At 65.5% G+C, this 25,721-nt stretch carries 20 protein-coding genes; 11 read left to right on the forward strand and 9 right to left on the reverse strand.

The features are described 5' to 3' along the window. Positions 1–38: 38 nt before the first annotated feature. From IVB31_RS01955 to IVB31_RS02000, 10 genes are all read left to right on the forward strand, one after another. Positions 39–308, forward strand: coding sequence for a hypothetical protein (locus tag IVB31_RS01955; RefSeq protein ID WP_247317903.1), 270 nt, complete (start codon positions 39–41; stop codon positions 306–308). Between the two features lie 131 nt (positions 309–439). Continuing rightward, positions 440–1,549, forward strand: a complete 1,110-nt coding sequence (gene ccmI, locus IVB31_RS01960; RefSeq protein ID WP_247317904.1) for a c-type cytochrome biogenesis protein CcmI — start codon at positions 440–442, stop codon at positions 1,547–1,549. A 37-nt stretch (positions 1,550–1,586) separates the two neighbouring features. Continuing rightward, positions 1,587–2,096, forward strand: coding sequence for a cytochrome c maturation protein CcmE (gene ccmE / locus IVB31_RS01965; RefSeq protein WP_247317906.1), 510 nt, complete (start codon positions 1,587–1,589; stop codon positions 2,094–2,096). Then, positions 2,093–4,075 (forward strand): heme lyase CcmF/NrfE family subunit, encoded by a 1,983-nt coding sequence (locus IVB31_RS01970; RefSeq protein WP_247317908.1) that lies wholly within the window; start codon positions 2,093–2,095, stop codon positions 4,073–4,075. Before ccmE ends, IVB31_RS01970 begins: the two co-directional genes overlap by 4 nt. Positions 4,076–4,079: 4 nt before the next feature. Further along, positions 4,080–4,562 (forward strand): cytochrome c-type biogenesis protein, encoded by a 483-nt coding sequence (locus IVB31_RS01975; RefSeq protein WP_247317909.1) that lies wholly within the window; start codon positions 4,080–4,082, stop codon positions 4,560–4,562. A 238-nt stretch (positions 4,563–4,800) separates the two neighbouring features. Then, positions 4,801–6,381, forward strand: coding sequence for a Do family serine endopeptidase (locus IVB31_RS01980; protein ID WP_247317912.1), 1,581 nt, complete (start codon positions 4,801–4,803; stop codon positions 6,379–6,381). A gap of 296 nt (positions 6,382–6,677) precedes the next feature. Then, positions 6,678–7,358 carry a response regulator transcription factor gene (locus IVB31_RS01985; protein ID WP_247317915.1) on the forward strand — a complete coding sequence of 227 codons (681 nt, stop codon included), beginning with the start codon at positions 6,678–6,680 and terminating at the stop codon, positions 7,356–7,358. Between the two features lie 16 nt (positions 7,359–7,374). Next, positions 7,375–7,728 carry a hypothetical protein gene (locus IVB31_RS01990; RefSeq protein ID WP_247317917.1) on the forward strand — a complete coding sequence of 118 codons (354 nt, stop codon included), beginning with the start codon at positions 7,375–7,377 and terminating at the stop codon, positions 7,726–7,728. A gap of 16 nt (positions 7,729–7,744) precedes the next feature. Next, positions 7,745–9,205, forward strand: a complete 1,461-nt coding sequence (locus IVB31_RS01995) for an ATP-binding protein (RefSeq protein ID WP_247317919.1) — start codon at positions 7,745–7,747, stop codon at positions 9,203–9,205. Then, positions 9,202–12,171, forward strand: coding sequence for a bifunctional [glutamine synthetase] adenylyltransferase/[glutamine synthetase]-adenylyl-L-tyrosine phosphorylase (locus IVB31_RS02000; protein ID WP_247317921.1), 2,970 nt, complete (start codon positions 9,202–9,204; stop codon positions 12,169–12,171). Before IVB31_RS01995 ends, IVB31_RS02000 begins: the two co-directional genes overlap by 4 nt. Here IVB31_RS02000 and IVB31_RS02005 read toward each other — a convergent pair. The 5 genes from IVB31_RS02005 to IVB31_RS02025 are packed head-to-tail and all read right to left on the reverse strand — an operon-like array spanning position 12,146 to position 18,129. Continuing rightward, positions 12,146–12,382, reverse strand: a complete 237-nt coding sequence (locus IVB31_RS02005; RefSeq protein ID WP_247317923.1) for a formate dehydrogenase subunit delta — start codon at positions 12,380–12,382, stop codon at positions 12,146–12,148. The two genes, IVB31_RS02000 and IVB31_RS02005, sit on opposite strands and share 26 nt — an antisense overlap. Beyond that, complete coding sequence (fdhD, locus tag IVB31_RS02010) at positions 12,369–13,199, reverse strand: formate dehydrogenase accessory sulfurtransferase FdhD (RefSeq protein WP_247317925.1); 831 nt, start codon at positions 13,197–13,199, stop codon at positions 12,369–12,371. The genes IVB31_RS02005 and fdhD overlap by 14 nt, the downstream gene beginning before the upstream one ends. 4 nt (positions 13,200–13,203) lie before the next feature. Next, positions 13,204–16,077, reverse strand: a complete 2,874-nt coding sequence (gene fdhF, locus IVB31_RS02015; RefSeq protein WP_247317928.1) for a formate dehydrogenase subunit alpha — start codon at positions 16,075–16,077, stop codon at positions 13,204–13,206. A 10-nt stretch (positions 16,078–16,087) separates the two neighbouring features. Then, on the reverse strand, positions 16,088–17,644 hold the full coding sequence (locus tag IVB31_RS02020; protein WP_247317929.1) for an NADH-quinone oxidoreductase subunit NuoF: 1,557 nt from the start codon (positions 17,642–17,644) through the stop codon (positions 16,088–16,090). Then, the gene (locus IVB31_RS02025) at positions 17,641–18,129 is read right to left on the reverse strand and encodes a formate dehydrogenase subunit gamma (RefSeq protein WP_247317932.1); all 489 of its coding nucleotides are present in this window, start codon (positions 18,127–18,129) and stop codon (positions 17,641–17,643) included. Before IVB31_RS02025 ends, IVB31_RS02020 begins: the two co-directional genes overlap by 4 nt. A 224-nt stretch (positions 18,130–18,353) precedes the next feature. Here IVB31_RS02025 and IVB31_RS02030 point away from each other — a divergent pair, with 224 nt between their 5' ends. Then, on the forward strand, positions 18,354–19,247 hold the full coding sequence (locus IVB31_RS02030) for a LysR family transcriptional regulator (protein WP_247317934.1): 894 nt from the start codon (positions 18,354–18,356) through the stop codon (positions 19,245–19,247). 3 nt (positions 19,248–19,250) lie between these two features. Here the strand turns inward: IVB31_RS02030 and IVB31_RS02035 are convergent, their stop codons facing one another. The 4 genes from IVB31_RS02035 to IVB31_RS02050 all read right to left on the reverse strand — a co-directional run bounded on the left by IVB31_RS02035 (position 19,251) and on the right by IVB31_RS02050 (position 25,408). Continuing rightward, positions 19,251–21,581, reverse strand: a complete 2,331-nt coding sequence (locus IVB31_RS02035) for a PAS domain-containing sensor histidine kinase (protein ID WP_247317935.1) — start codon at positions 21,579–21,581, stop codon at positions 19,251–19,253. Between the two features lie 226 nt (positions 21,582–21,807). Continuing rightward, positions 21,808–23,181 (reverse strand): cation diffusion facilitator family transporter, encoded by a 1,374-nt coding sequence (locus tag IVB31_RS02040; RefSeq protein ID WP_247317936.1) that lies wholly within the window; start codon positions 23,179–23,181, stop codon positions 21,808–21,810. A gap of 234 nt (positions 23,182–23,415) precedes the next feature. Continuing rightward, positions 23,416–24,387, reverse strand: a complete 972-nt coding sequence (locus IVB31_RS02045) for a zinc-binding dehydrogenase (RefSeq protein WP_247317937.1) — start codon at positions 24,385–24,387, stop codon at positions 23,416–23,418. 25 nt (positions 24,388–24,412) lie between these two features. Continuing rightward, positions 24,413–25,408, reverse strand: a complete 996-nt coding sequence (locus IVB31_RS02050; protein ID WP_247317939.1) for a nitronate monooxygenase family protein — start codon at positions 25,406–25,408, stop codon at positions 24,413–24,415. Positions 25,409–25,721: the final 313 nt, after the last annotated feature.

Consider the following 25,721-nt stretch of genomic DNA (forward strand, 5'->3'; position numbering starts at 1 on the left):
TCGCCGTGCAAGTTTTTGGAATTTCTATCTGTGGGCGCATGAAACCCGTTATTAGCTCCATCGAAATCGAGAACCGCGTCCTCGTTGCCAAATATCAAAGGCTGATGGTCGGCGCGAAGATGGTGCTGGTCGAGAAGGCGAGCGGCCGGCAGCTCCCTGAGACCGTCACCAGGGTTGCTTCGACCGTTCCCGTCGGTGCGTTGCGCATCAGGTTGCCTGACGCAATCGAGCCGGGAACTTACTTCCTGAAGGCCTTCAACGGGCACGGCGAGGACGCGGCTCAAAGCGCGGACTTCGAGATCGGCTAAGCCGTTGGATTTTCACCGTTTCGGGACTGTGCGCGGTCGCGGCGAATTGACAATTGTCAATTGCCGCATCGTCCGGCCGTGGTGTAAAGCCACCTGTGGGCGCGGCTTGCGCGCTGCCGGAAGCTTGCCAGATGACGCTATGGTTCGTGTTCGCGCTGATGACGGTCGCGGCGATTTTCGCCGTGCTCTGGCCGCTCGGCCGCAGCGGGCGCGCGCAAAACCAGGGCAGCGAGGTCGCGGTCTACAAGGACCAGCTGGTCGAGATCGAGCGTGATCTCGCTACAGGGCTGATCGCAGCGCCCGAGGCCGCGGCCGCGCGCGTCGAGATCAGCCGCAGGCTGCTCGCCGCTGCCGGAAGCGAGCTTGTGTCGGAGCCGAAATCGAGCCTCAAATGGCGCCGGGCCGCCGCCGTGCTGGCGCTTGCCGGCCTGCCGCTGGTTGCGATCGGCGTCTACATGCCGCTCGGCTCGCCCAGGCTTCCGGACTTTCCGCTGGCGCAGCGGGAGCGTGGATCCGGCATGGCGCAGTCGCTCGAGAACATGGTCGTGCAGGTCGAGCAGCATCTGGAAAAGAATCCGACCGACGGGCGCGGCTGGAACGTGCTCGGGCCGGTGCTGCAGCGGCTCGGTCGCTTCGACGACGCGGTGCGCGCCTATCGCAATGCGCTCACCTACAATGGTGAGAGCGCGGAGCGCCGGTCCGATCTCGGTGAAGCGATCTCGGCCGCGGCCGGCGGCGTCGTGACCGCCGAAGCCAAGACCGAGTTCGAGCGCGCGCACGCGCTCAGCGCCGACGATCCGAAGGCGAACTATTTCCTCGGTCTCGCCGCCGAGCAGGACGGCCGCAAGGACGATGCTGCCAACATCTGGCGCGCGCTGCTGGCGAAAGCGCCGGCGGATGCGCCGTGGCGCCCTCTCGTCCAGACTTCGCTCGCGCGGGTCGGCGGTGGCGGCGCGACGTTGCCGGCGCTGTCGGATGAGACCCTCGCTGCCTCCAAGGACATGAACGAGGGCGACCGCAACGCGATGGTCCGCGGCATGGTCGAACGGCTCGCCACGCGCCTCAAGCAGAACGGCGACGACGTCGAGGGTTGGCTGCGGCTGGTGCGCGCCTATCTCGTGATGGGCGATCGCGACAAGGCGGTGGGCGCATCGACTGATGCCCGCCAGGCGGTTGCCAGCGATGCAGCGCGGCTGCGCCAGCTTAATGAAGGCCTCAAGACACTCGGGCTCGACGGATGACGATGTCAGGGCGAGACGAGCAGGGAACGGATACGCCATGACGCGCAAGCAGCGACGTATGACCATCATCGGCGGCTCGCTCGCCGTGCTCGCGCTCGCGGCCGCGCTGGTGCTCAACGCACTGCGCGACTCCATCGTGTTCTTCTCGACGCCGACCATGGTCGCCGAGAAGCACGTTGCGCCCGGCAAGCGGTTTCGCCTCGGCGGCCTGGTGCAGCCGGGATCGCTCCGGCGCGGCGACAATTTGGCAGTGACGTTCGAGGTCGCCGACGGCGGCGCCAAGCTCCCGGTCGCCTTCAAAGGCATTTTGCCTGACCTGTTCCGCGAAGGGCAGGGCGTCGTGGCCGAAGGCGCGCTCGATGACAACGGCGTGTTCAAGGCCGACACCGTGCTCGCCAAGCACGACGAGACCTACATGCCCAAGGACGTCGCCGATGCCCTGAAGAAGCAGGGGCACTGGAAGGACGATTACGGCGCCCAGGCTTCCGGTGGCGCCAAGCCCGCGGCCACGACCGCGCAGGGCAATTCGCAGGGAGCGGTGCGGTGATTGCGGAAGCAGGACATTACGCGCTGGTGCTGGCACTGGCGTTGGCACTGATCCAGTCCATCGTGCCACTCGTCGGTGCCCGCTTGCGCGATGACGCGCTGATGAATGTGGCGCGCTCCACCGCGCTGGCGCAGCTCCTGTTCGTCGGAGCGTCATTCATTGCGCTTGTGACGTTGCACGTGAACTCGGACTTCTCCGTTGCCAACGTCTATGAGAATTCCCACTCGATGAAGCCGCTGCTTTACAAGATCACCGGCGTGTGGGGAAACCATGAAGGCTCGATGCTCCTGTGGGTGTCGATCCTCGCGTTGTTCGGCGGATTGGTCGCAGCCTTCGGCAACAATCTGCCGTTGTCGCTGCGCGCGCATGTGCTGGCCGTGCAGGCGTGGATCGCCAGCGCCTTCTATCTCTTCATCCTGGTGACCTCGAACCCGTTCCTGCGCATCGCCAACCCGCCGATCGAGGGGCGCGATCTCAATCCGGTGCTTCAGGACATCGGTCTCGCCGTGCATCCGCCGATGCTCTATCTCGGCTATGTCGGCTTCTCGATCTCGTTCTCCTTCGCGATCGCAGCGCTGCTGGAGGGGCGGATCGACGCGGCCTGGGCGCGCTGGGTGCGGCCGTGGACGCTGGTCGCCTGGATATTCCTGACGCTCGGCATCGCCATGGGCTCGTACTGGGCCTATTACGAGCTCGGCTGGGGCGGCTGGTGGTTCTGGGACCCGGTCGAGAACGCCTCGCTGATGCCGTGGCTTGCGGGCACCGCGCTGCTGCATTCGGCGCTGGTGATGGAGAAGCGCAACGCGCTGAAGGTCTGGACCATTCTCTTGTCGATCCTGACCTTCTCGCTGTCGTTGCTCGGCACCTTCCTGGTGCGCTCGGGCGTCATCACCTCTGTGCATGCTTTCGCGACCGATCCGACCCGCGGCGTGTTCATCCTGTTGATCCTGTGCCTCTTCATCGGCGGCAGCCTGTCGCTGTTCGCGGCGCGCGCGACATCGTTGAAGCAGGGCGGCCTGTTCGCGCCGATCTCGCGCGAGGGCGCGCTGGTGCTGAACAATCTGCTGCTCACGGTCGCCTGCGCGGTGGTGCTGTTCGGCACGCTCTATCCGCTGGCGATGGAGATGCTCGCCGACTTCAAGATGTCGGTCGGCGCGCCGTTCTACAACCTCACCTTCGCCCCGCTGTTCACGCTGCTGCTGCTCGCCGTGCCGTTCGGGCCGCTGCTGGCCTGGAAACGCGGCGATCTGCTCGGCGTGACGCAACGGCTGCTTGCGGCGGGCGTTGCCGGGCTCGTCGCCGTCGCCATCGTCTGGGGCTGGGCGCGCGGCGGCAGTGCGCTGGCGCCGCTCGCAATCGGGCTCGGCATCTTCGTCATTGCCGGTGCCGTCACCGACATTGTCGAGCGGACCGGCCTCGTGCGGCTACCGTTCGCAACGGCGCTGCACCGGGCACGCGGTCTGCCGCGCTCGGCCTGGGGCTCGGCGTTAGCCCATGCCGGCCTCGGCGTCGCGCTGATCGGGATCGTCTGCGAGACCACCTGGAACAGCGAATATATCGCGACCATGAAACAGAACGACGTCGCCCATGTCGCCGGTTACGACGTGAAGCTCGACGGTTTGTTTCAGCGTCAAGGTCCGAACTACCGCGAGATGATCGCCGAGTTCAACGTCAGCCACGATGGTGAGGCGCTCAGCGTGATGACGCCGTCCAAGCGCAACTTCACCACGCGCGGCTCGTCGACCACCGAGGCCGCGCTGCTGACGCGCGGCGCAAGTCAGCTCTACATCTCTCTCGGGGACACCACTGCCGAGGGCACCATCGCCGTGCGCATCTATCACAAGCCGCTGGTGCTGCTAATCTGGTGGGGACCGGTGCTGATGGCCTTCGGCGGCGTGCTGTCGCTGTCCGACAGGCGCCTGCGGGTCGGCGCGCCAAAACCGGCGCGGGCCAAGCAGCGCCTGCAGCCGGCGGAGTGATCCGATGCGCCGGATGATGGTCGCGTTCCTCGCGCTGATGCTGCTGGCTTGGCCCGCGGTCCATGCCGTGCAGCCCGACGAGATCATGTCGGACCCTGCGAAGGAATCGCGCGCGCGCGACTTGTCGCGTGAGCTGCGCTGCATGGTCTGTCAGAACCAGTCGATCGACGATTCCGATGCGCCGCTCGCACGCGATCTGCGGCTCCTGGTGCGCGAGCGCATTGCAGCCGGCGACAGCAATTCGCAGGTGCTGGATTTCCTGGTCGCGCGCTACGGCGAGTTCGTGCTGCTCAAGCCGCGCTTCGAGCGCCAGACCATGCTGTTGTGGCTGCTCGCGCCGCTGCTGCTGACTGGCGGCGGCTTGGCGCTGTGGCTGCAAATCCGCCGGCGCGCGCGAAGCGGCGCAGACGTGCCGGCTGCGCCGCTCACGCCCGAGGAAGAGGCGCGGCTCGCCGCATTGATGTCGGACGAGGCCACGTCGCGCTAGCTATTTCGCGTCGCGAGGTCGACACGCGAAAGGCGCAAAGCGCGGTCCCCGGAACCTCGTTAAGTTCCTGCGGAATCACGACTTTCGGGCTGCGATAAACTGCCGCATCGCGTTGCCCCTTTATTACAAAAGTTTAACCCCGCCGCCAGCGCACGGTAAGGCGGGAGCCCCCATCTTCAGGTTCGTAAGGTGCCGCCGCCAGGCACCAAATGGATTTCAAGGCCCTGGAGATCTCTGCATGACCGACCGTCCCGACCTCACGAACCTTCCGTCCTACCGGCAGCCCCGCCGCTCAGTTTTCTCGGCCCGCAGGATTGCGCTGATGGCTTCGGTCGTCGCTGGCCTCGGGATTGCGGTCCACGGGTTCAGCCCGTCGACTTCGCCCTCCGAGCTGTTCTCCAGCCCCGCACATGCGCAGGTCAACAACGAGGTCCGCAAGGTCGAGCGTCCGATCGGCTTCGCCGACATCGTCGAGCGCGTGAAGCCGTCGGTGATCTCGGTGAAGGTCAACATCAAGGAGAAGACCGCGAGCAACGATGACGGCGATGACGCGCAGTCGCCGTTCCAGCCGGGCTCGCCGATGGAGCGCTTCTTCCGCCGCTTCGGCGGTCCGGATGGTGTTCCGGGCCTGAAGGGTGGCGGCCGTGGCCGCGTCGTACAGGGCCAGGGGTCCGGCTTCTTCATCTCGGCTGACGGCTTCGCCGTGACCAACAACCATGTGGTCGACGGCGCAGACAAGGTTGAGGTCACGACCGACGACGGCAAGACCTATACCGCCAAGGTCATCGGTACCGACCAGCGCACTGATCTGGCTTTGATCAAGGTCGAGGGCAGCTCGAACTTCCCGTTCGCCAAGCTTGCCGATGGCAAGCCGCGGATCGGCGACTGGGTGCTCGCGGTCGGCAACCCCTTCGGCCTCGGCGGCACCGTGACCGCGGGCATCGTCTCGGCCAGCGGCCGCGACATCGGAAACGGCCCCTATGACGATTTCATCCAGATCGACGCGCCCGTGAACAAGGGCAATTCCGGCGGTCCGGCTTTCGACACCAATGGTGAGGTGATGGGCGTCAACACCGCGATCTACTCGCCCTCCGGCGGCAGCGTCGGCATCGCGTTCTCGATTCCCGCGAGCACCGTGAAGAGCGTGGTTGCGCAGCTCAAGGACAAGGGCTCGGTCAGCCGCGGCTGGATCGGCGTGCAGATTCAGCCGGTGACATCCGACATTGCCGACAGCCTCGGCATGAAGAAGGCCGAAGGTGCGCTGGTTGCAGAGCCGCAGGCGAATGGTCCGGCGGCCAAGGCCGGCATCGAGTCCGGTGATGTGATCACGTCGGTCAACGGCGAATCGGTCAAGGACGCCCGTGAGCTCGCCCGCACCATCGGCGGCCTGGCGCCCGGCGCGACCGTGAAGCTCAACGTGCTGCACAAGGGCCAGGACAAGGTCGTGAACCTCACCCTTGGCCAGCTTCCGAACACGGTCGAGGCCAAGGCCGACACCGACAAGGACAGCGGCAAGAGTGCGAGCAAGGGCACCGATGTGCCGAAGCTCGGCATGACCGTCGCGCCCGCCGATTCCGTGGCCGGCGCCGGCAAGGACGGCGTCGTGGTCACCGAAGTCGATCCGAAGAGCGCCGCCGCCGAACGCGGCTTCAAGGAGGGCGACGTGATTCTCGAAGTCGGCGGCAAGAGCGTGAGCACCGCCGGCGACGTCCGCGACGCCATCAACATGGCCCGGACCGACAACAAGAATAGCGTCCTGATGCGGGTGAAGAGCGGCGGCCAGTCGCGCTTCGTCGCCGTGCCCATCGCCAAGGGCTAGCCTCAGGAGGCTTACGAGATGAAGGGTGTCGCCCGGCATCGGTCGCCCCCGCCGACGGCGCCCTTCGGGGAAGCAGCGCAACGTTTGCTTCCCCTGTCTACCTTCCGGTGGAATACGCCCCCCTCCGTCGGAAGGCCTAGGGCGGTGAGGTCCCCCCAGCTTCACCGCCCGCCTTTTTGCCGACCCAGGTTCTCGCCCAAGTTATGGCCCAAGTCCCGTTCGCTTGGCTTGCATGCGATTGCCGCCCGCGCCATGTTCAGAGAAGGTTGACCCCCTTGACCGCCGCCGAACGCACGATGCGCCTCCTCATCATTGAAGACGACCGCGAATCCGCCGACTATCTCGTGAAGGCGTTTCGCGAGGTCGGTCACATTGCCGACCACGCCGCCGACGGCGAGGAAGGCCTCGCCATGGCCGAGAACGGCGATTACGACGTGCTGGTGGTCGACCGCATGCTGCCCAAGCGCGATGGCCTGTCGGTGATCGGCGCGCTGCGCGACAACGACGATTCGACGCCGGTGCTGATTCTCTCCGCGCTCGGACAGGTCGACGACCGCATCAAGGGCCTGCGTGCCGGCGGCGACGACTATCTGCCAAAACCCTATTCCTTCGCCGAGCTCCTGGCCCGGGTCGAGGTGCTGTCACGCCGCCGCGGCGGTCCGGCCGAGGACACGCTCTACCGGGTCGGCGATCTCGAGCTCGACCGGCTCTCCCATCGCGTCGCCCGCGGCAAGGACGAACTGACGCTGCAGCCGCGCGAATTCCGCCTGCTCGAATACCTCATGAAGCATGCCGGTCAGGTGGTGACGCGCACCATGCTGCTGGAAAACGTCTGGGACTATCATTTCGATCCGCAGACCAACGTGATCGACGTCCACATTTCGCGGCTGCGCTCCAAGATCGACAAGGGTTTTGAGCGGCCGCTGCTGCACACGATCCGCGGCGCCGGGTACATGATCCGTGACGGCATTCGGTAAGTGGTGCCGGCACCCCATGGTCGACCAACTAGACCTCTTTAAGTTAAGACAAACGGTTGAGCATGAAATCGATGAGTACGTTTATCATGTGCCTGAAGGTGCATACGGCAATTCTTGGTCTCACGAAAAAGTGGAACGGGAGCTTCGTACGTTCAGGGAAGCCCTCGTTGATCCCTATTGGATAGAGGTTATAGACGACGACAAGAAGAGAAAGTGCTGTGTTGCGGTCGCGGACGACAAGAAAAGCTATCTGCTAGTTTTTGATCCTGAAGCTCAAACATTCATGCTTGTTATGAAGAGTAAGCTGAGCAGTGATCTGACTAGCTTTGGCGTGGATGGCGATGCAGTTGGCTGCTTTTTGTCACGTTAGGCGAGGTGCATGATCCGTGACGGCATTCGGTAAACTCGTCCGCACCACGGCATTCCGGCTGACGCTGGTCTACCTGCTGCTGTTCGCGATGTTCGCGGCCTCGCTGCTTGCCTATTTCGCCTGGAATACGCGGCGGCTGATCACCGAGGAGATCACGCAGACGGTCAATGCCGAGACGTCGGAGATCAACGAGATCTACGGCCGCCGCGGCTTGCGTGCTCTCGTGCTCGCGATCGAGTACCGGGCGCTGCGACCGGGCGCTAATCTCTACCTCGTGACCACGCCGACCGGGCAGGCGATCGCCGGCAATGTCGGATCGCTGGCACCGGGCGTGATGGCGACGCGCGGCTGGACCGAGACCGCGTACCGCCGGATCGAAGACGCCGATGACCGCGACCATCGTGCGCTCGTGCGCGTCACCGAGCTCGAAAATGGCTTCCGGCTGCTGATCGGCCGCGACCTCGCGGAGCGGCGGCGGCTGTTCGGCATTGTCGCCAAGGCGGCGCAATGGTCGGTCCTGATTGTCGTCGTGCTCGGCCTCGGCGGCGGCATCTTCGTCGCGCGCCGGGTGCTGACCCGTATTGACGCGATGAGCGGCACTGCTCATCGCATCATGACCGGTGACCTCAGCGAGCGGCTGCCGGTGGGGCGCAGCGGGGACGAGCTCGACCGCCTCGCCGAAAACCTCAACGCCATGCTGGAGCGGATCGAGGCGCTGATGGCGGGGTTGAAGGAAGTCTCCGACAACATCGCCCACGACCTGAAGACGCCGCTGACGCGCTTGCGCAATCGCGCCGAAGAGGCGCTGGCGAAATCGGGCGGCGAGGCCGATTACCGCGCCGCGCTGGAGCGGACCATCGAGGAATCCGACGGCCTGATCCGCACCTTCAACGCGCTGCTGATGATCGCGCGCGCCGAGTCCGGACAGGCGCGCGGCAACATGGACGATTTCGACGCCGCCGAGGTCGCAGGCGGCATCCACGAGCTCTACGAGCCGCTGGCCGAAGACGACGGCATGACCTTGAAGGTCAAGTGCGAGCCGACTCCGGTTCACGCCAACCGCGAATTGATCAGCCAGGCGCTCGCCAATCTGGTCGAGAATGCGATCAAATACGGCAAGCCGGTCGCGCAGATGGCGGGAACCGTGGTCAGCATGGACTCCAGGCAGATCACGATCGAGTCCAGGCGCGAGGGCGACCAGGTGCTGCTCAGCGTCACCGATCGCGGTCCCGGCATCCCCGAAGCCGACCGCAAGCACGTCGTGGAACGCTTCGTGCGGCTGGAAGCGAGCCGCACGCTGCCGGGATCCGGCCTCGGCCTCAGCCTCGCCGCGGCGGTTGCGACATTGCATGGTGGTGAGTTGAGGCTGGGTGACGCCCAGCCTGGTCTCGTCGCCACGCTGGTGCTGCCGGCGCGCGCAGGGGCCGGCGACAGGGTTGCTCCGCCAATGCCGGATGTGCCACAGAAGGTGGCATGAACCACTCCGCGCCGGGAAACGCGGACAAGCATGGTGAGAGCCTGGCCGCACGCTTCGCGGAGGCTCCCCATATTGCCGCTTCCACAACCGACGAACGACGTTTCGAAAACTGGCTGGCCGAGCTCGAGCCGGCACAATCGGCCCGTCTCGGTGCCCTGCTGGCTCATCCCTTCGCGCGGAACATCCTGGCCGGAATCGCGCAATTCTCGCCCTATCTGTTCGAACTGGTGCGCGCTGATCCGCAGCGCCTGATCCGGCTGCTGGAATGCGATCCGGATGTGCATCTCTCCACGCTGATCGCGGAGGCGGGCGGCGCGGTGCTCGCGGCATCCGACGAAGCCGAATTGATGCGGCTGCTTCGCCGCATGAAGGCTGAGGCCGCGCTCCTGACCGCGCTGTGCGACATCGGCGGGGTCTGGCCGGTGATGCGGGTGACCGCGGCGCTCACCGATGTCGCGGTGTCCTCGGTGCAGGCAGCGCTCCAGTACCTGCTGCGGCAGGAAGCCGCACGCGGAAAACTCTCGCCGCCCAATCCCGAGGCGCCGGAGCAGGGCTGCGGGCTGATCGTGCTCGCGATGGGCAAGATGGGCGCAGGCGAGCTGAACTATTCCAGCGACATCGATCTCATCGTGTTCTTCGATCCCGATCACACGACGCTGGCAGCGGATATCGAACCCCAGCCATTCTTCGTGAGGGTGACGCAGGGGATGGCACGCATTCTCCAGCAGCGCACCTATGACGGCTACGTCTTCCGCGTCGATCTGCGCCTGCGTCCCGACCCATCCTCGACGCAGGTGGCGATTTCACGAGACGCCGCGCTGAACTATTACGAGCGGGAAGGGCGTACCTGGGAGCGCGCCGCGATGATCAAGGCACGCGCCTGCGCCGGCGATCCCCGGGCGGGCGAGGCGCTGCTTTCGGAAATCGCTCCCTTCGTCTGGCGCAAGCATCTCGACTTCGCGGCACTTGCCGACGTTCACGACATGAAGCGGCAGATGCAGACCTATCGCGGCCAGAGCGAGGTCGCGGTCGAAGGGCATAATGTCAAGGTCGGGCGCGGCGGCATCCGCGAGATCGAGTTCTTCGCCCAGACCCAGCAATTGATCGCCGGCGGCCGCCATCCCGAGTTGCGCGTGCGGTCGACGCTTGCTGCGCTCGGTGTGCTCGCCTCCAGCAGCTGGATCACGTTCCCGGCGCGCGACGAGCTGACCACGGCGTACGAATTCCTGCGTCGGGTTGAGCATCGTCTCCAGATGATTGCCGACGAGCAGACCCACACGCTGCCCGAGGACAAGGAGGCGGTCGAGCGTTTCGCCTGGTTCTTCGGCTATCCGGATCGCGAGGCCTTTGCCCGCGACCTCTTGCACCAGCTCGAGATCGTCCAGGGCCACTATGAAAAACTGTTCGAGGGCGACGATCCGACCGGAACAGCCAAGCTGCCGGCGCACGACTACAGTGCAGGCCCCGACGATCCGCGGCTGCTTCAGCACCTGGCGACGCTCGGCTTCAAGAAGCCTGCCGCGGTCGCGCAGACGCTACGTGACTGGATCAATGGCGACTACCGCGTGTTCCGCAATGAGCCGACGCGAAACGCATTCGTCGAATTCGTGCCGGCCCTGATCGATGGTCTCGCTCATGCCGAGGAGCCGGATCGGGCCGTCGTGGCATTCGATCATTTCCTCGGGGCGCTTCAGCGCGGCGGCCGGCTGATCACACTGCTCGGCCAGAACCGCGATCTCGTCGCGCTGGTGGCGCTGGTGCTGGGTGCGGCACCGCGGCTCGGCGACATGCTGGCGCGGCAGCCGCAGCTCATGGACGGCCTCATCGATCCGCGCTTCTTCGGCGCCATGCCCGACAGGCAGGAATTGTCCGGGCGGCTCGCGACGACGGTGCAGGATGCCGGCTCCTACGAAGAGTTCCTCGACCGCCTGCGCCTGTTCGGGCAGGAGAGCCTGTTCCTGATCGGCACGCGCATTCTCTCAGGCACGGTCTCGGCGCAGCAGGCGAGCACGGCCTTTGCCGACGTCGCCGAGGGCATCGTCCATACCGTGCACGGCCTCGTCGCCGACCGCTTCGCCGCCCAGCACGGCCGGATCAAGGGGCAAGAGACCGCGATCATCGCGATGGGCCGGCTCGGCAGCCGCGAGATGACCGCGTCGTCTGATCTCGACCTGATCCTGCTCTACGATTTCGACGGCGACAATCCGGACTCCGACGGTTCGAAATCGCTGCAGGGCGCACACTATTTCGCCCGCTTCACCCAGCGCCTGATCAGCGCCTTCACCATACGCACCAATTACGGCGTGCTCTACGAGATCGACATGCGGCTGCGCCCCTCGGGGCGTGCCGGCCCCGTAGCGTCGAGCCTCGTCTCCTTCGCGGATTACCAGGCCAACGAGGCCTGGACCTGGGAGCACATGGCGCTGACGCGCGCGCGCGTGGTGTCGGCTTCGGACGAATTCAGGGAACGGATCGAACGCGTCATCCGCGAGGTCCTGACCCGCCCCCGCGACCAGGCGGTTGTCGCCACCGACGTCGCCGACATGCGCCGCGCGATCGCGCAGGAGAAGGGCGAGAGCGACCATTGGGATCTCAAATATGCCGCCGGCGGCATGGTCGACATCGACTTCATCGCGCAATATCTCCAACTCGTGCATGCTCGGGAGAAGCCGGGGATTCTCGACGTCGGCACCATGCAGGTGCTGGAAAATGCATGGAGGCTTGGCGTGCTCGCACAATCGGAGACCGAGATATTGCGTGCCGCGGCGCGGCTCTATCATGATCTGACGCAGATCCTGCGGCTCTGCGTCAGCGACGGCTTCAAGCCTGATACCGCCGGCACCGACCTCCTGCGCGTGATGGCACGGGCCGGGGACGCGCCGGATTTCTCCTCGCTGGAGGCGCGCGTGAAGGAGACGCAGGGCGAGGTGCGGCGCGTGTTCAGGGCGCTGCTGGAAGGGAAGTAGCCGGCTTCAGCGAGGTGAGCGCCTCGCGCACGTTCGGCTCCAGGCCCGCGCCGCCGGCATCGAGATGGGCGAAAATCGCGCGCTTCATCCGTGGGTCCCAGAACTTCTTGATGTGGTCGGCGATGCCCGGCACGGCCTTGTCGTGGCCCTGGCTGCGGAAGAAGGTGCCGATCTGGTTGGCCATGTAGACGAGGCGGTCAGGCGACGACATCGATAATCTCCGAGGCGCGATGGGCTGCAACGCGGCCGTGGTGCGTGAATATTTCAAACCCGTCGCCGCGGGCAATCGCGATCAACGTGATGCCGGCGGCTTCCGCGGTACGCACCGCGAGTGCGGTGGGCGCGGAGACCGCGACCATCACCGGCGCGCCGATGGCGGCGGTCTTCTGCACCATCTCGACCGAGACCCGGCTCGTCAGCAGCACCATGCCGCTGTTTGTATCCGCCCGGCTGCGCGCCAGCGAACCCGCGAGCTTGTCGAGCGCGTTATGGCGGCCGACATCCTCGCGCAAGGCGGCGATGCCGTTCGCTGGCGACCAGAACGCCGCGGCATGGACGGCACGGGTCTGCATGTTGATCGATTGCAGAGGCGAGATGGCCTGCATCGCCGTCATGATCTGTTGCGGCGTGAAGATCTGGCCCTGCGGCACGACCGCCGCAGGCCGTACGGCCTCCGCGATCGAGTCGATGCCGCAGATGCCGCAGCCAGTCGGGCCGGCGATTTGGCGACGGCGCTCGCTGATGCGCCCGGCATCGTCCGAGGCCAGCCACATGCGCAGCTCGATGCCGTCGTCGAGGCGGACCATTTCGAGCGACTTGATGTCGTCCACCGACTTGACGATGCCCTCGTCCAGGCTGAAACCGACGGCAAAATCTTCCAGGTTCTGCGGCGTTCCCATCATGACGGCGTAGGTGCCGCCATTATAGGTCAGCGCCAGCGGCGTTTCCTCCGGGATCAGCCGCGCCCCCTCGGACGCGACACCGTCGCGCCAGATATCGCGGTCGATGGCCTGGACCGGCACGTGCATGCCGTTACTCCGCGGCCTCGGCCGGCACGATGCGGCGGGAGTGCCGCGCCTGCTCGTCATAGGACTTCTGCCAGTCGGACGGGCCATTCGAGGGCGAGATCTGCACCGCCGTGACCTTGTATTCGGGGCAATTGGTCGCCCAGTCCGAATACTCGGTCGTGATCACGTTGGCCTGGGTGTCCGGGTGATGGAAGGTGGTGTAGACGACGCCGGGCGCGACGCGGTCGGTGATCTCCGCGCGCAAGGTGGTCTCGCCGGCCCGGCTCTTCAGCCTTACCCAGTCGCCGTCGCGCACGCCGCGCTGCTCGGCATCGTGCGGATGGATCTCCAGCCGGTCCTCGGCGTGCCAGACCACGTTTTCGGTGCGCCTTGTCTGCGCACCGACGTTGTACTGGCTGAGGATGCGCCCCGTGGTGAGCAGCAGCGGGAAGCGCGGGCCGGTGCGTTCGTCGGTTGCGATATATTCGGTGACGACGAACTTGCCCTTGCCACGGACAAAGCCGTCGACATGCATCACCGGCGTGCCCTCCGGCGCCTTCTCGTTGCAGGGCCATTGCACCGATCCGAGTTCTTCCAGCTTGGCGTAGGAGACGCCGGCGAAGGTCGGCGTCAGCGCCGCGATCTCGTCCATGATTTCGGACGGATGGCTGTAGTTCATCTCGAGGCCCATGGCCTTGGCGAGGGCGATAGTGACTTCCCAGTCGGCCATGCCGTTCTTTGGCGTCATCACCTTGCGCACGCGCTGGATGCGACGCTCGGCGTTGGTGAAGGTGCCGTCCTTCTCGAGGAAGCTCGAGCCGGGCAGGAAGACGTGGGCGTAGTTCGCGGTCTCGTTCAGGAAGAGGTCGTGGACGATGACGCATTCCATCGCCGATAGCGCAGCCACCACATGCTTGGTGTTGGGATCGGACTGGAGGATGTCCTCGCCCTGCACATACAGACCCATGAACGTGCCTTCGATGGCGGCATCGAACATGTTGGGAATGCGCAGGCCCGGCTCCGGGTTGAGCTTGACGTTCCACAGCGCCTCGAACTGGTCACGCACGGCATCGCCCGAGATGTGGCGGTAGCCGGGCAACTCGTGCGGGAACGAGCCCATGTCGCAGGAGCCCTGCACGTTGTTCTGCCCGCGCAGCGGATTCACGCCGACGCCGGGACGGCCGATATTGCCTGTCGCCATTGCGAGGTTGGCGATCGCGATCACGGTGGTCGAGCCCTGGCTGTGCTCGGTGACGCCGAGCCCGTAATAGATCGCGCCGTTGCCGCCAGTGGCATAGATGCGCGCGGCCTCGCGCAGATCCTTCGGATTGACGCCGGTGAGGATCGCGGTCGCTTCCGGGCTGTTTTGCGGCAGGGCAACGAAGGCCGCCCATTCCTCGAATTCGCTCCAGTCGCAACGCTCGCGGACGAAGGCTTCGTTGACCAGCCCCTCGGTGACGATGACATGCGCCAACGCCGTCACGACGGCGACATTGGTGCCCGGCATCAATGGCAGATGCAGCGCCTTCATATGCGGCGATTCAACCATCTCGGTACGACGCGGATCGATCACGATCAGTTTGGCGCCTTGGCGCAGCCGCTTCTTCAGGCGTGAGGCGAAGACGGGGTGGGCCGAGGCCGGATTGGCGCCTATGATCATGGCGACGTCGGTATTCTCGACCGAGTCGAAATCCTGTGTGCCGGCCGAGGTGCCGAACGTCATCGAAAGACCATAACCGGTCGGGGAATGGCAGACGCGGGCGCAGGTGTCGACATTGTTGTTGCCGAAGCCGGCGCGGATCAGCTTTTGCACCAGATAGGTCTCTTCATTGGTGCAGCGTGACGAGGTGATGCCGCCGATGGCGTCGCGGCCGTATTTCTTCTGGATGCCGCGCATCCTATCGGCGGCAAACGAGAACGCTTCATCCCACGACACTTCACGCCAGGGATCCTCGATCCGCTCGCGGATCATCGGCTTGAGGACGCGCTCCTTGTGGTTGGTATAGCCCCAGGCGAAGCGGCCCTTGACGCAGGAATGGCCGCGATTGGCCTTCCCGTCCTTGTACGGCACCATGCGCACGACTTCCTCGCCGCGCATCTCCGCCTTGAAGGTGCAACCGACGCCGCAATAGGCGCAGGTGGTCACGACCGAATGCTCGGGCTGGCCGATCTCGATCACCGACTTTTCCGTCAGCGTCGCGGTCGGGCAGGCCTGCACGCAGGCGCCGCAGGAGACGCATTCGGAGCCGAGGAAGCTCTCGCTCATACCCGGCGAGACGCGGCTGTCGAAGCCGCGGCCGGAAATCGTCAATGCGAAGGTGCCTTGCACTTCCTCGCAAGCGCGGACGCAGCGCGAGCAGACGATGCACTTCGAGGGATCGTAGGTGAAGTACGGGTTGGACTCGTCCTTCGGCATCCAGGCGGCGTTCACCTCGCCATGGGATTTTGCGAAGACGTGGTTCTCGCCCTCATAGCCGTAGCGCACGTCGCGTAGGCCGACGGCGCCGGCCATGTCCTGCAATTCGCAATCGCCGTTGGCGCCGCAGGTGAGGCAGTCGAGCGGATGGTCGGAGATGTAGAGCTCCATCACGCCCTTGCGCAGCTTTTTCAGCCGTTCGCTCTGGGTGTGGACGACGAGGCCGGGCATGACAGGCGTGGTGCAGGAGGCCGGCGTGCCGGCGCGGCCCTCGATTTCGACGACGCAAAGGCGGCAGGAGCCGAACGCATCGACCATGTCGGTGGCGCAGAGCTTTGGGATCTGGTGGCCGGCGCCCATCGCGGCACGCATGATCGAGGTGCCCTCGGGCACCGTTACCTGGTTGCCGTCAATGGTCAGCGTCACCATCGTTTCCGATTTCGAGCGCGGCGTGCCGAAGTCGATTTCTTCGATCAGAGACATTGTCGTTATCCTATTCCGCGGCCTGGAGCGTGGTCGGTACGGGTGCGAAATCTTCCCGGAAATGCTTCAAGGCGCTGAGCACGGGGTAGGGCGTGAAGCCGCCGAGTGCGCAGAGCGAGCCGAATTTCATGGTGTTGCAGAGGTCTTCGACGAGCGCGAGGTTTTCCCCGACGCGCTCGCCGTTGATGATCTTCTCGATGGTCTCGACGCCGCGGGTCGAACCAATCCTGCAGGGCGTGCACTTGCCGCAGGACTCGATGGCGCAGAACTCCATGGCGAAGCGCGCCTGCTTGCGCATGTCGACGCTGTCGTCGAACACGACGATGCCGCCATGGCCGATCAGACCGTCGCGCGCGGCAAAGGCCTCGTAGTCGAATGGCGTGTCGAACAGCGCGCGCGGGAAGTAGGCGCCGAGCGGACCGCCGACCTGCACGGCGCGGATGGGGCGGCCCGTTGCCGTGCCGCCGCCGATGTCGTCGACGAGCTCGCCAAGCGTCACGCCGAACGCCGTCTCGAACAGCCCGCCCTGGCGGATGTTACCGGCGAGCTGGATCGGCATCGTGCCTCGCGAGCGGCCCATGCCGAAATCGGCATAGGCCTTGGCGCCTTCGGCGAGGATGAAGGGGATCGCGGCGAACGACAGGACATTGTTGATGACGGTCGGCTTGCCGAACAGGCCGTAATGCGCCGGAAGGGGCGGCTTTGCGCGCACCAGGCCGCGGCGGCCTTCGAGGCTCTCCAGCAGCGAGGTCTCTTCGCCGCAGACGTATGCACCGGCGCCGACCCGCACTTCGAGATCGAAGCTGTAGCTGGAGCCGCCGATGTTGTCGCCGAGATAGCCACCGCGTTTGGCCGCAGCAATCGCGGCGTTCATCGCCTCGACGGCATGCGGATATTCGCTGCGGATGTAGATATAGCCCTTGGTCGCACCAACGGTGATGCCGGCGGTCGTCATGCCTTCGATTACCAGGAAGGGATCGCCTTCCATGATCATGCGGTCGGCAAAGGTGCCGCTGTCGCCTTCGTCGGCATTGCAGACGATGAACTTGCGGTCCGCTTTCGCTTGCGCGACCGTCTTCCACTTGATGCCGGTCGGGAAGCCCGCGCCGCCGCGTCCGCGCAAGCCGGACGCTGTCACTTCGTTCAGGATCGCATCGGAGCCGAGCGACAGCGCACGCGCCAGTCCCTTGTAGCCGCCATGGGTGCGGTAATCGTCTAGCGAGCGCGGGTCGATCACGCCGCAGCGGGCGAAGGTGAGGCGGGTCTGGCGTTTCAGCCAGGGAATTTCATCCGCGGCGCCAAGCTGCAGGGGATGTGATCCATTGCTCGCCATCGACTCGAATACGGAGGCAACATCCTCCGGGCCGACCGGGCCGTAAGCGACACGGCCTTTAAGGGTCGCGACCTCGACCATCGGCTCCAGCCAGCAAAGCCCGCGCGAACCGGTCCTGATGATCTCAATCGACAGGCCGCGTTGTGCCGCGACCTGTTCGAGCGCTGTGGCCACCTCATCGGCGCCGACGGCGATTGCAGCCGCATCGCGGGGGACGAATATCCGCATCTTCATCGTTGCGCCTCCGCAACAAGCGCATCGATACGCCTTTCATCGAGCCGACCAATGAGCCGGCCGTCGAACATTGCCGACGGCGCGGTGGCGCACAAGCCGAGGCAGTAGATCGGCTCCAGCGTGACCCGGTCGTCGGCCGTGGTGCTGCCGAGCGACACGCCAAGCTTCGCCTCGGCACGCGCCGCCAGCGCATCGCCGCCCGCCGCCTGACAGGCCTCCGCGCGGCAGAGTTTCAGCACATGGCGGCCGGCCGGCTTGTGGCGGAAATCATGGTAGAACGTGAACACGCCATGCACTTCGGCGCGCGACAGATTGAGCGCCTGCGCCACCATGGGAACGGCCGCCTCCGGCACGTAGCCGAATGCCGCCTGGAGCGCGTGCAGGATGACCAGCGTCGCGCCTTCCTGCTTGCTGTGCTCGGCGATGATCTCGGCGCCGCGTGTCTCGTCCCAACGCTCGTAGCGAGGCTCGTAAACCGCTGTCATTCTTCGTTCTCAAATTGAGCGTCCCTGCATCGCAAACTATTTGGAATCGTTCGAAGATCAATAAAGCTGTCTCATGCTGCGATTGCGAATTCAGATCGATTTGGGAGTGCGATTGATCGATACGAATTCGCAATCAACGCTCTTCTGCGGGGCGGTTTTTACGTGTTGGGAGGGGGAGAGCGTGCTAGCTTGTATGCCACCACAGAATCCGAGGGGACGTCCGGTTGCTCGACAAGCTTGAATTGCTGCTGGCGCTGGCAAAGGAGCGGCATTTCGGACGCGCGGCGGAGATCTGCGGTGTCACCCAGCCGACGATGTCAACCGGGCTGAAGCAACTCGAGGAGATCCTCGGCGTGATGCTGGTCCAGCGCGGCTCCCGCTTCCAGGGGTTCACCCCGGAGGGCGAACGTGCGCTCGACTGGGCCCGCCGGATCGTGGGCGATGCCCGCGCCATGCGCGACGAGATCAACGGGCTGAAGCATCAGCTCTCCGGCGAGATCCGCATTGCCGCAATCCCGACCGTGCTCGGCATGGTTGCCGCGCTGACGACGCCGTTTCGCGCCAGGCATCCCGACGTGCGCTTCAGCATCCGGTCAACGACCTCATCGGAGGTGCTGGGGCTGCTCGAAAATCTCGAGGTCGATGCGGGGCTGACCTATATCGAGAACGAGCCGATCGGCAAGGTGCGCACCATTCCGCTCTACAACGAGAGCTATCGCTTGCTCACCGCGCCCGACGGGATGTTCGGCGATCGCGAGACGGTGACGTGGAAGGAGGTCGGGCAGGTGCCGCTGTGCCTGCTCACGCCCGACATGCAGAACCGCCGCATCATCGACCGCGCGTTGCGCTCGGTCGGCGCGGAGGCGACGCCGACCTTGACGTCGAATTCGCTGCTCGTGCTGTTCACGCATGTGAAGACGGGGCGCTGGGCCAGCGTGATGCCGGCCAAGCTCGCCGAGACGCTTGGCCTTTCCGATACGGTGCGCTCGATCCCGATCACCGATCCCGATGTCAATTACAGCATCGGCATGGTGATCCCGCAGCGCGATCCGATGACGCCGCTGATCGCGGCGCTGGTCAATGTCGCGCGGGAAGTCGCGCCGTCGCTGCAATCGTAGGGTTCAGGCCGCGGCCGATATCCCGGAGGCCGCCTTGATCGCGTCGCGGGGCAGGGTCACGCGCACGACGGTGCCGACTTCGAGCTTGGAGCGCAGCCGCATCGAGCCGCCATGGAGCTGCGCCAGCGAACGGGCGATCGCAAGCCCCAGTCCCGAGCCGTGATAGGTCTTGGTGAGCTGGCTCTCGACCTGCTCGAACGGGCGGCCGAGCCGCGCCAGCGAATGCGGCGCGATGCCGATGCCGGTGTCGGCGATCATCAGCACGATCCTGTCGTCGAGCTGCCGGCTGCGCACCACGATGCGCCCGCCGTCGGGCGTGAACTTTACCGCGTTGGACAGCAAATTGACGATGATCTGCTTGGTGGCGCGACGGTCGGCGACGACGGAGATGGATTTCGCGATGTCGGTGTCGAGCACGAGATGCTTGTCCTGCGCCCGGCCGCTGACCACCCGCAAGGATTCCGCCAGCGTCTGCGCCAGGTCGAGCTCTTCCATGTCGAGCTTCATGCGGCCGGCCTCGATCTTGGACATGTCGAGGATGTCGTTGATGACTTCGAGCAGGTAATGCCCGCTGGTCAGGATGTCATGGCAATATTCCTGGTACTTCTCCGAGCCGAGCTCGCCGAACATGCCTGAGCCCATGATCTCGGAGAAGCCGATGATCGCGTTCAGCGGCGTGCGCAGCTCGTGGCTCATATTGGCGAGGAATTTCGACTTGGTCTGGTTGGCTTCCTCGGCGCGGGTCTTCTCGCGCTGGTATTTCTCGGCGAGATCGGCGAGCTCGCCTGCCTGGCGCTCCAGGGCTGCCTGCGAGCGCTTCAGGTCGATGACGGTCGCGCGAAGGCGCAAATCGTTGTCGACCAACTTCTGCTCATGCTCCTTGATGCGGGTGATGTCGGTGCCGACCGAGACATAGCCGCCGTCCTTGGTGCGGCGCTCACTGATGTGCAGCCAGTTGCCGTCGTCGAGTTGCGCCTCGAAGGTGCGCGCGCCGGGGCCCTGGGTCCCGGTCTCGTTGTGGCGGGTGCGGACCTCCGGCATGCGGCCGACTTCGAGCACGGTCTCGTAGGAGGTGCCGGGGATGACGGCTGAGTCGGGCAGCTTGTGCAGGCGCTGGAAGTGCGAGTTGCAGAGCACCAGGCGGTCGCTCGCATCCCACAGCACGAACGCTTCGGGAATGGTCTCGATCGCGTCGCGCAGGCGCAGATCGGCTTCCACGGTGCGCTCGGCGAGGCTCTTCTGCTCGGTGATGTCGACGGCGATGCCGATCAGGTGCACGCTGGAATCGGTCGCGCCGCGCGTCTTTTCGCAACGGACGCGGAGCCAGATCCAGTGGCCGTCGACATGCTGCATGCGGAAGGTCTGGTCGATGTGGTCGATCTTCTCGGAGATGAGCTGGTCGGCGATCTCGAACAGGTCGATGTCATCGGACTTCACCAGCGCGTTGACCTCGCCGAAGGTGAGAAGCTCGTTGCGGCCGTCGAGGCCGAGCATCGAAAACATCGACTGCGACCAGAAGATCCGGCCGCGCGACAGGTCCCAGTCCCACAACCCGCAGCGGCCGCGGTTGAGCGCGGTGTCGATGCGCCCGCGCACGGCGTCGTTGATCAGGTCGCCCTCGCGGGCGCGGGTCGACTGCCAGTGGAAGGCGAAGCCGAGGATCAGGACGACGAAGCCGGTGGTGGCTGACAGCGTCACCGATAGCGCGGCGTCCGAGCCCCAGATCGGCTCGTTGCGCTCCTGGATCACGGTGACGAAACCGGGCAGCGACTTGATCTGCCGCGAGGTCGCCATCGCGGCGTTGCCGTTCGGCAGCGTCATGTCGGAGATGTTGCCGTCGCGCGGCGGCGCCGCCAGCAGCTGCGCCGTCGTGATCGCGTCGAGCAGGCGGTCGTTGCCGGAGGGATTGTTGTCGACCGGGATGCGGGCGAGGATGCGGCGATCGAGACCGGCCGAGGTGACGATGACGTGGCGGCCCGAGGCGGTGCCCCAGGACGGAATGAGATCGGGCAGCAGCGTCGGTAGGCTCTCGATGTTCTTCAGCCGCTCCTGTCGCGCGGAGGTGAGGCGGTCGATGCGCTCTGCGAGCAGGTCGGCGAGCGCCGAGATGTCGTGGCGGATCACCAGCCGTTTCTGGCGCATCTGGTCGACGACCTGCACGAACGCGCCGAGGCAGATCGTGATCAGGAACGCGATGATGAGCGTCGGCACGGCGCGGCGCAGCGCCGGCTCCGCGATCAGGAGCCGATGATAGGCAGGTTTCGCGATCGATTGCGCCAATCCTTTGATCGAATCGGATTGGACGCACGCGTTCGCGGCGTCTGCACGCGACATGCCTTCTGCCCCCTGGAAAACTAGCTTGCAACTTGAGTGCGGAAGCAGCCCCACGTGGCTTCCGAATCATGCTCGATTTGAATCCAGTTTTCGCGGGCTGTCGAGAGTCAACGAATCGTTAACGCGAATTTATTCTTATCCAACGCGCAGTTTGCGCATCGTGTGTCCGCAAACTTACGTGCGCGGGAGTCCGAAACGAGAACGTTTGACCGCTCGCACATCGGCATCACGCGCGCGGCGGTTCGGCGTGACTGATGACCCGCTTCACGCTCGGGAACGCGCGCCGCAGCGCGCGCTCGATCGCGTCGACATGTTCGTGCACCCTGATCACGCTGATCGACGGCTCGGCGCGGCAGTGGAAGTTGACGATCTCGCCGGCGTCGGTGTTGCGGACGCGGACATTGTGGATGTCGTGGATCTCGCCGCCTGCGGCATATTGTGTCAGAGCTGCGGCGATGGCGTGCACCCGTTCCGGCGCGGCATCGACCCCGAACGGCAGTTCCGGCTCCAATGGCTCGATATGGACGTCGACCTCGACATCCGCGCCGAACTCCTCCTGGATGTTGCGCTCCAGCGTGTTGGCGACGTCATGGGCGGCGTCGAGTGCCATCTCGCCGTCGACTTCGAGGTCGATGCCGACGATCAGCTTGACGTCGAGGGCGTGCACCGTGACGTGGTGGATGGCGAGGCCCGAATTGCGCGCTATCACCATGATGCGGTCGCGTACGGTCTCGTTGTCGCGCGCGACGGGGACCGCGGTGAAGGTGAGGTCGGCATCGCCGAAGGCCTTCTCAACGGCGGCCTGCGCATGGCGCTTGATGTCCTCGACCCGATCGATGGGGTAAGTGCGCGGCACCTTCGCGATGGTATCGATAAACGTGGTCGCACCGACCATGCGCACGCGCAGCCGCTCGACGTCGATCACGCCCGGCACGCTGCGGATCGCGGCCGTGGCCGTCTCATGCGCGCCTTCGGGGGCACGGTCGACCAGCGTCTGCACGGTCGAGCCGGCCATGCGCAGGCCGAGCAGGGCGATCATCACGGCGACCGCGGCGGCGGCCGCCGCGTCGCCCCACCAGAAGCCGAGGGCGGCGAGGATCAGGCCCCCGATCACGGCGAACGAGCCCATCACGTCGGAGGCGAAATGCAGCGCGTCGGCGGCGAGCGCCTGGCTCCGCGTCTCCCGCGCGGCACGGTGCAGGGCGCGGGCGCGCCAGAGATTGACGACGATGTCGATCACCAGCACCACGAATGGCACGGCCGAGATCGTCGGCGGCGGGGTTCCCTCGCGCAGGCGGCTATAGGATTCGACCAGGATGCCGCCGGCGAGCACATAGAGCAGGGCGGTGACGCCCAGCGCCGAGATGCTCTCGAGCTTGCCGTGTCCATAATGATGCTCGTCGTCCGCCGGCTTGTCGGACACCCGCACCACCGCCCAGGTGATGATGGTGGCGACCAGGTCGATCGAGGAATGCAGGGCCTCCGAGATCAGCGCCAGCGAGCCGATCGCGATCCCGACCGCGAACTTGGCCGCGGCCATGCCGCCGCTGGCGAAGATCGAGATCGCGGCGACCGAGGTTTTGTTGTGCTGGGAGCTCATGGCGGGGATTTAGCAGCCCATGGGTGAACATCAAGCTGTGATCCACAGCCGTAGTCGCAAGTGAGTTGCAAGAGCGGGACCGACGATGGCGTCGTTTCTGGAAGGCAGGGACCGATCTCGTCGGGTGGGCAAAGGCGTGCAGCACCGTGCCCACCACCAGGTGTTTCTTGATCAACCGTTTGTGGTGGGCACGCTTCGCTTTGTCCACCCGACGCGACCGGTTCCGAATGCCGTTTACGGCACCGTCACGACGATCTTGCCGAGGTGCTTGTTCGCCTCCATGTGCGCGAACGCCTTGTCGATGTCGTCGAAGGCGAACACCTTGTCGATCGGCAGTTGCAGCTTTCGCGATTCCACCGCGCCCCAGATGTCCTTCCTGACCTCGTCGAAGATCTCGCGGACCTCCTCGATGGTGCGGGTGCGGAAGGTGACGCCGACATAGTCGATGCGGCGCGCCGCGTGCAGGTCGAAGTTGAAATCGGCATGGGTGCCGCCGAGCCGGCCGACATTGACGATGCGGCCCTTGACCCTGGTCGCGGCGAGGTTCTGGTTGGCGATTTTACCTGAGACCTGGTCGATGATGAGGTCGACGCCGTCGCCGTTCGTCGCCTTCAGCACCTCGTCGACCCATGTGGGGTCGGAGGAATCGACGGCGAGGTCCGCGCCATACTCCTTCAGCCGGCCGCGGCGCGTGGCATCGGTCGAGGAGCCGATCACGAGCTTGGCGCCTTTCAGCTTGGCGATCTGCATCGCCATCAGGCCGACGCCGGAGCTTGCGCCCTGGATCAGCACGCTCTGGCCCGCCTGCACGCCACCCACGGTGACGACCGCATTGTGCATGGTCGCGAGCGCGACGGGCAGGGTGGCGGCCTCCTCGAAGTTCATGTTCGAGGGCGCGCGGAACAGCCGGCCGTGATCGGCCAGCGTGTATTCGGCAAACGCGGCGCCGCCCGATCCCATGATGCGGTCGCCGACTTTCACGCCCTTGGCATCCGGTCCGAGCTCGGCGACCTCGCCGGCCCATTCCATGCCGAGCACGGTGCCGGCGCCGCCGGCCGCGCCGTGGGCGTGGCCCTTGCGCATGCCGGTATCGGCGCGATTCAGCCCGCAGGCCCGGACGCGCACCAGCACTTGCGTGCCTTTAGGCTTTGGTTGAGCGACGTCGGAAATCTGAGCGCCGTCAGCGCCGTAGACATAAGCCTTCATGAATTGCTCTCGCTTCTTGCAGTGACTATTCCGCAGCTTGAGCTGTCGGATGAACGATCATGCCTTCGAGCCGGCTGCGGATGATGGCCTCGGCTTCGCGCACGATGCGGGAGATGAGCTCGGCACAGGTCGGGATGTCCTGGATCAGGCCTTGCACCTGGCCCGCCGACCAGATGCCTTCGTCCGAATTGCCAGTGGCATAGACCATCTTTCCGCGGGCCCCCGCGACGAGTTCGCGGATGTCCTCGAACTTGGCGCCTTCCTTCTCCATCGCAACGACCTTGGTCGAGATCTCGTTCCTGGCGACGCGCGAGGTGTTGCGCATGGTCCGGAAGATCAGCTCGGTCTCGCGCTCGTCATTGGCGACGATCTTCTCCTTGATGAGCTGGTGGATCGGGCTCTCCCGGGTCGCCATGAAGCGCGTCCCCATGTTGATGCCCTCGGCGCCCAGCGCCAGCGCCGCGACGAGGCCGCGGGCGTCGGCAAAGCCGCCGGAGGCGATCATCGGAATCTTGATCTTGTTGGCCGCGGCCGGGATCAGGATCAGGCCGGGGGTGTCGTCCTCGCCGGGATGGCCGGCGCATTCGAACCCGTCGATGGAGATGGCGTCGACGCCCATGCGCTCGGCCGACAGCCCGTGGCGGACGCTGGTGCATTTGTGCACGACCTTGACACCGTGTTTTTTGAACTCGTCGACATGTTCCTGCGGCTTGTTGCCGGCAGTCTCGACGACCGTGATGCCGCTCTCGATGATGGCGGCGCGGTATTCGGCGTAAGGTGGCGGCTTGATCGCGGGCAGGATGGTGAGGTTGACGCCAAACGGCTTGTCGGTGAGGTCGCGGCAGCGCGCGATTTCCTTCCTGAGCTCCTCCGGGGTTGGCTGGGTCAGCGCCGTGATGAATCCGAGCGCGCCGGCATTGGCGACCGCGGCGACCAGCTCGGCACGGCCGACCCATTGCATGCCGCCCTGGACGATCGGGTGCTCGACACCGACGAGCTTTGTGAACCGTGTCTGCAACATGATCTTTTTCCCCCTGGGTGGCCGGCAGGCTCTGTTTATCGATTGATGGCGGCAGGATGCCGCCGGGGTCGGGAAAAGTCTATTGCGCGGGCCTGCGGCGGGGGCGGGGCGATCATGCGGGGATGCGGGTGATTCCGCGGGGCGGATAATTGGGTGGCGATGGATGTGGGTAACAACCCCACTCAGTCTCATGTCCCGGACGCGCTGCAACGTTCTTCACGTTGCGGCGCAGAGCCGGGCCCCATGCCCCGCGGATGGTCTGAAAGATGGGCCCGGCTCTGCAGCGCTGCGCTGCGTCCGGGGGCACGGACGG

It is taken from the genome of Bradyrhizobium sp. 21 (genome assembly GCF_023073335.1).
Classification (GTDB): Bacteria; Pseudomonadota; Alphaproteobacteria; order Rhizobiales; family Xanthobacteraceae; genus Bradyrhizobium.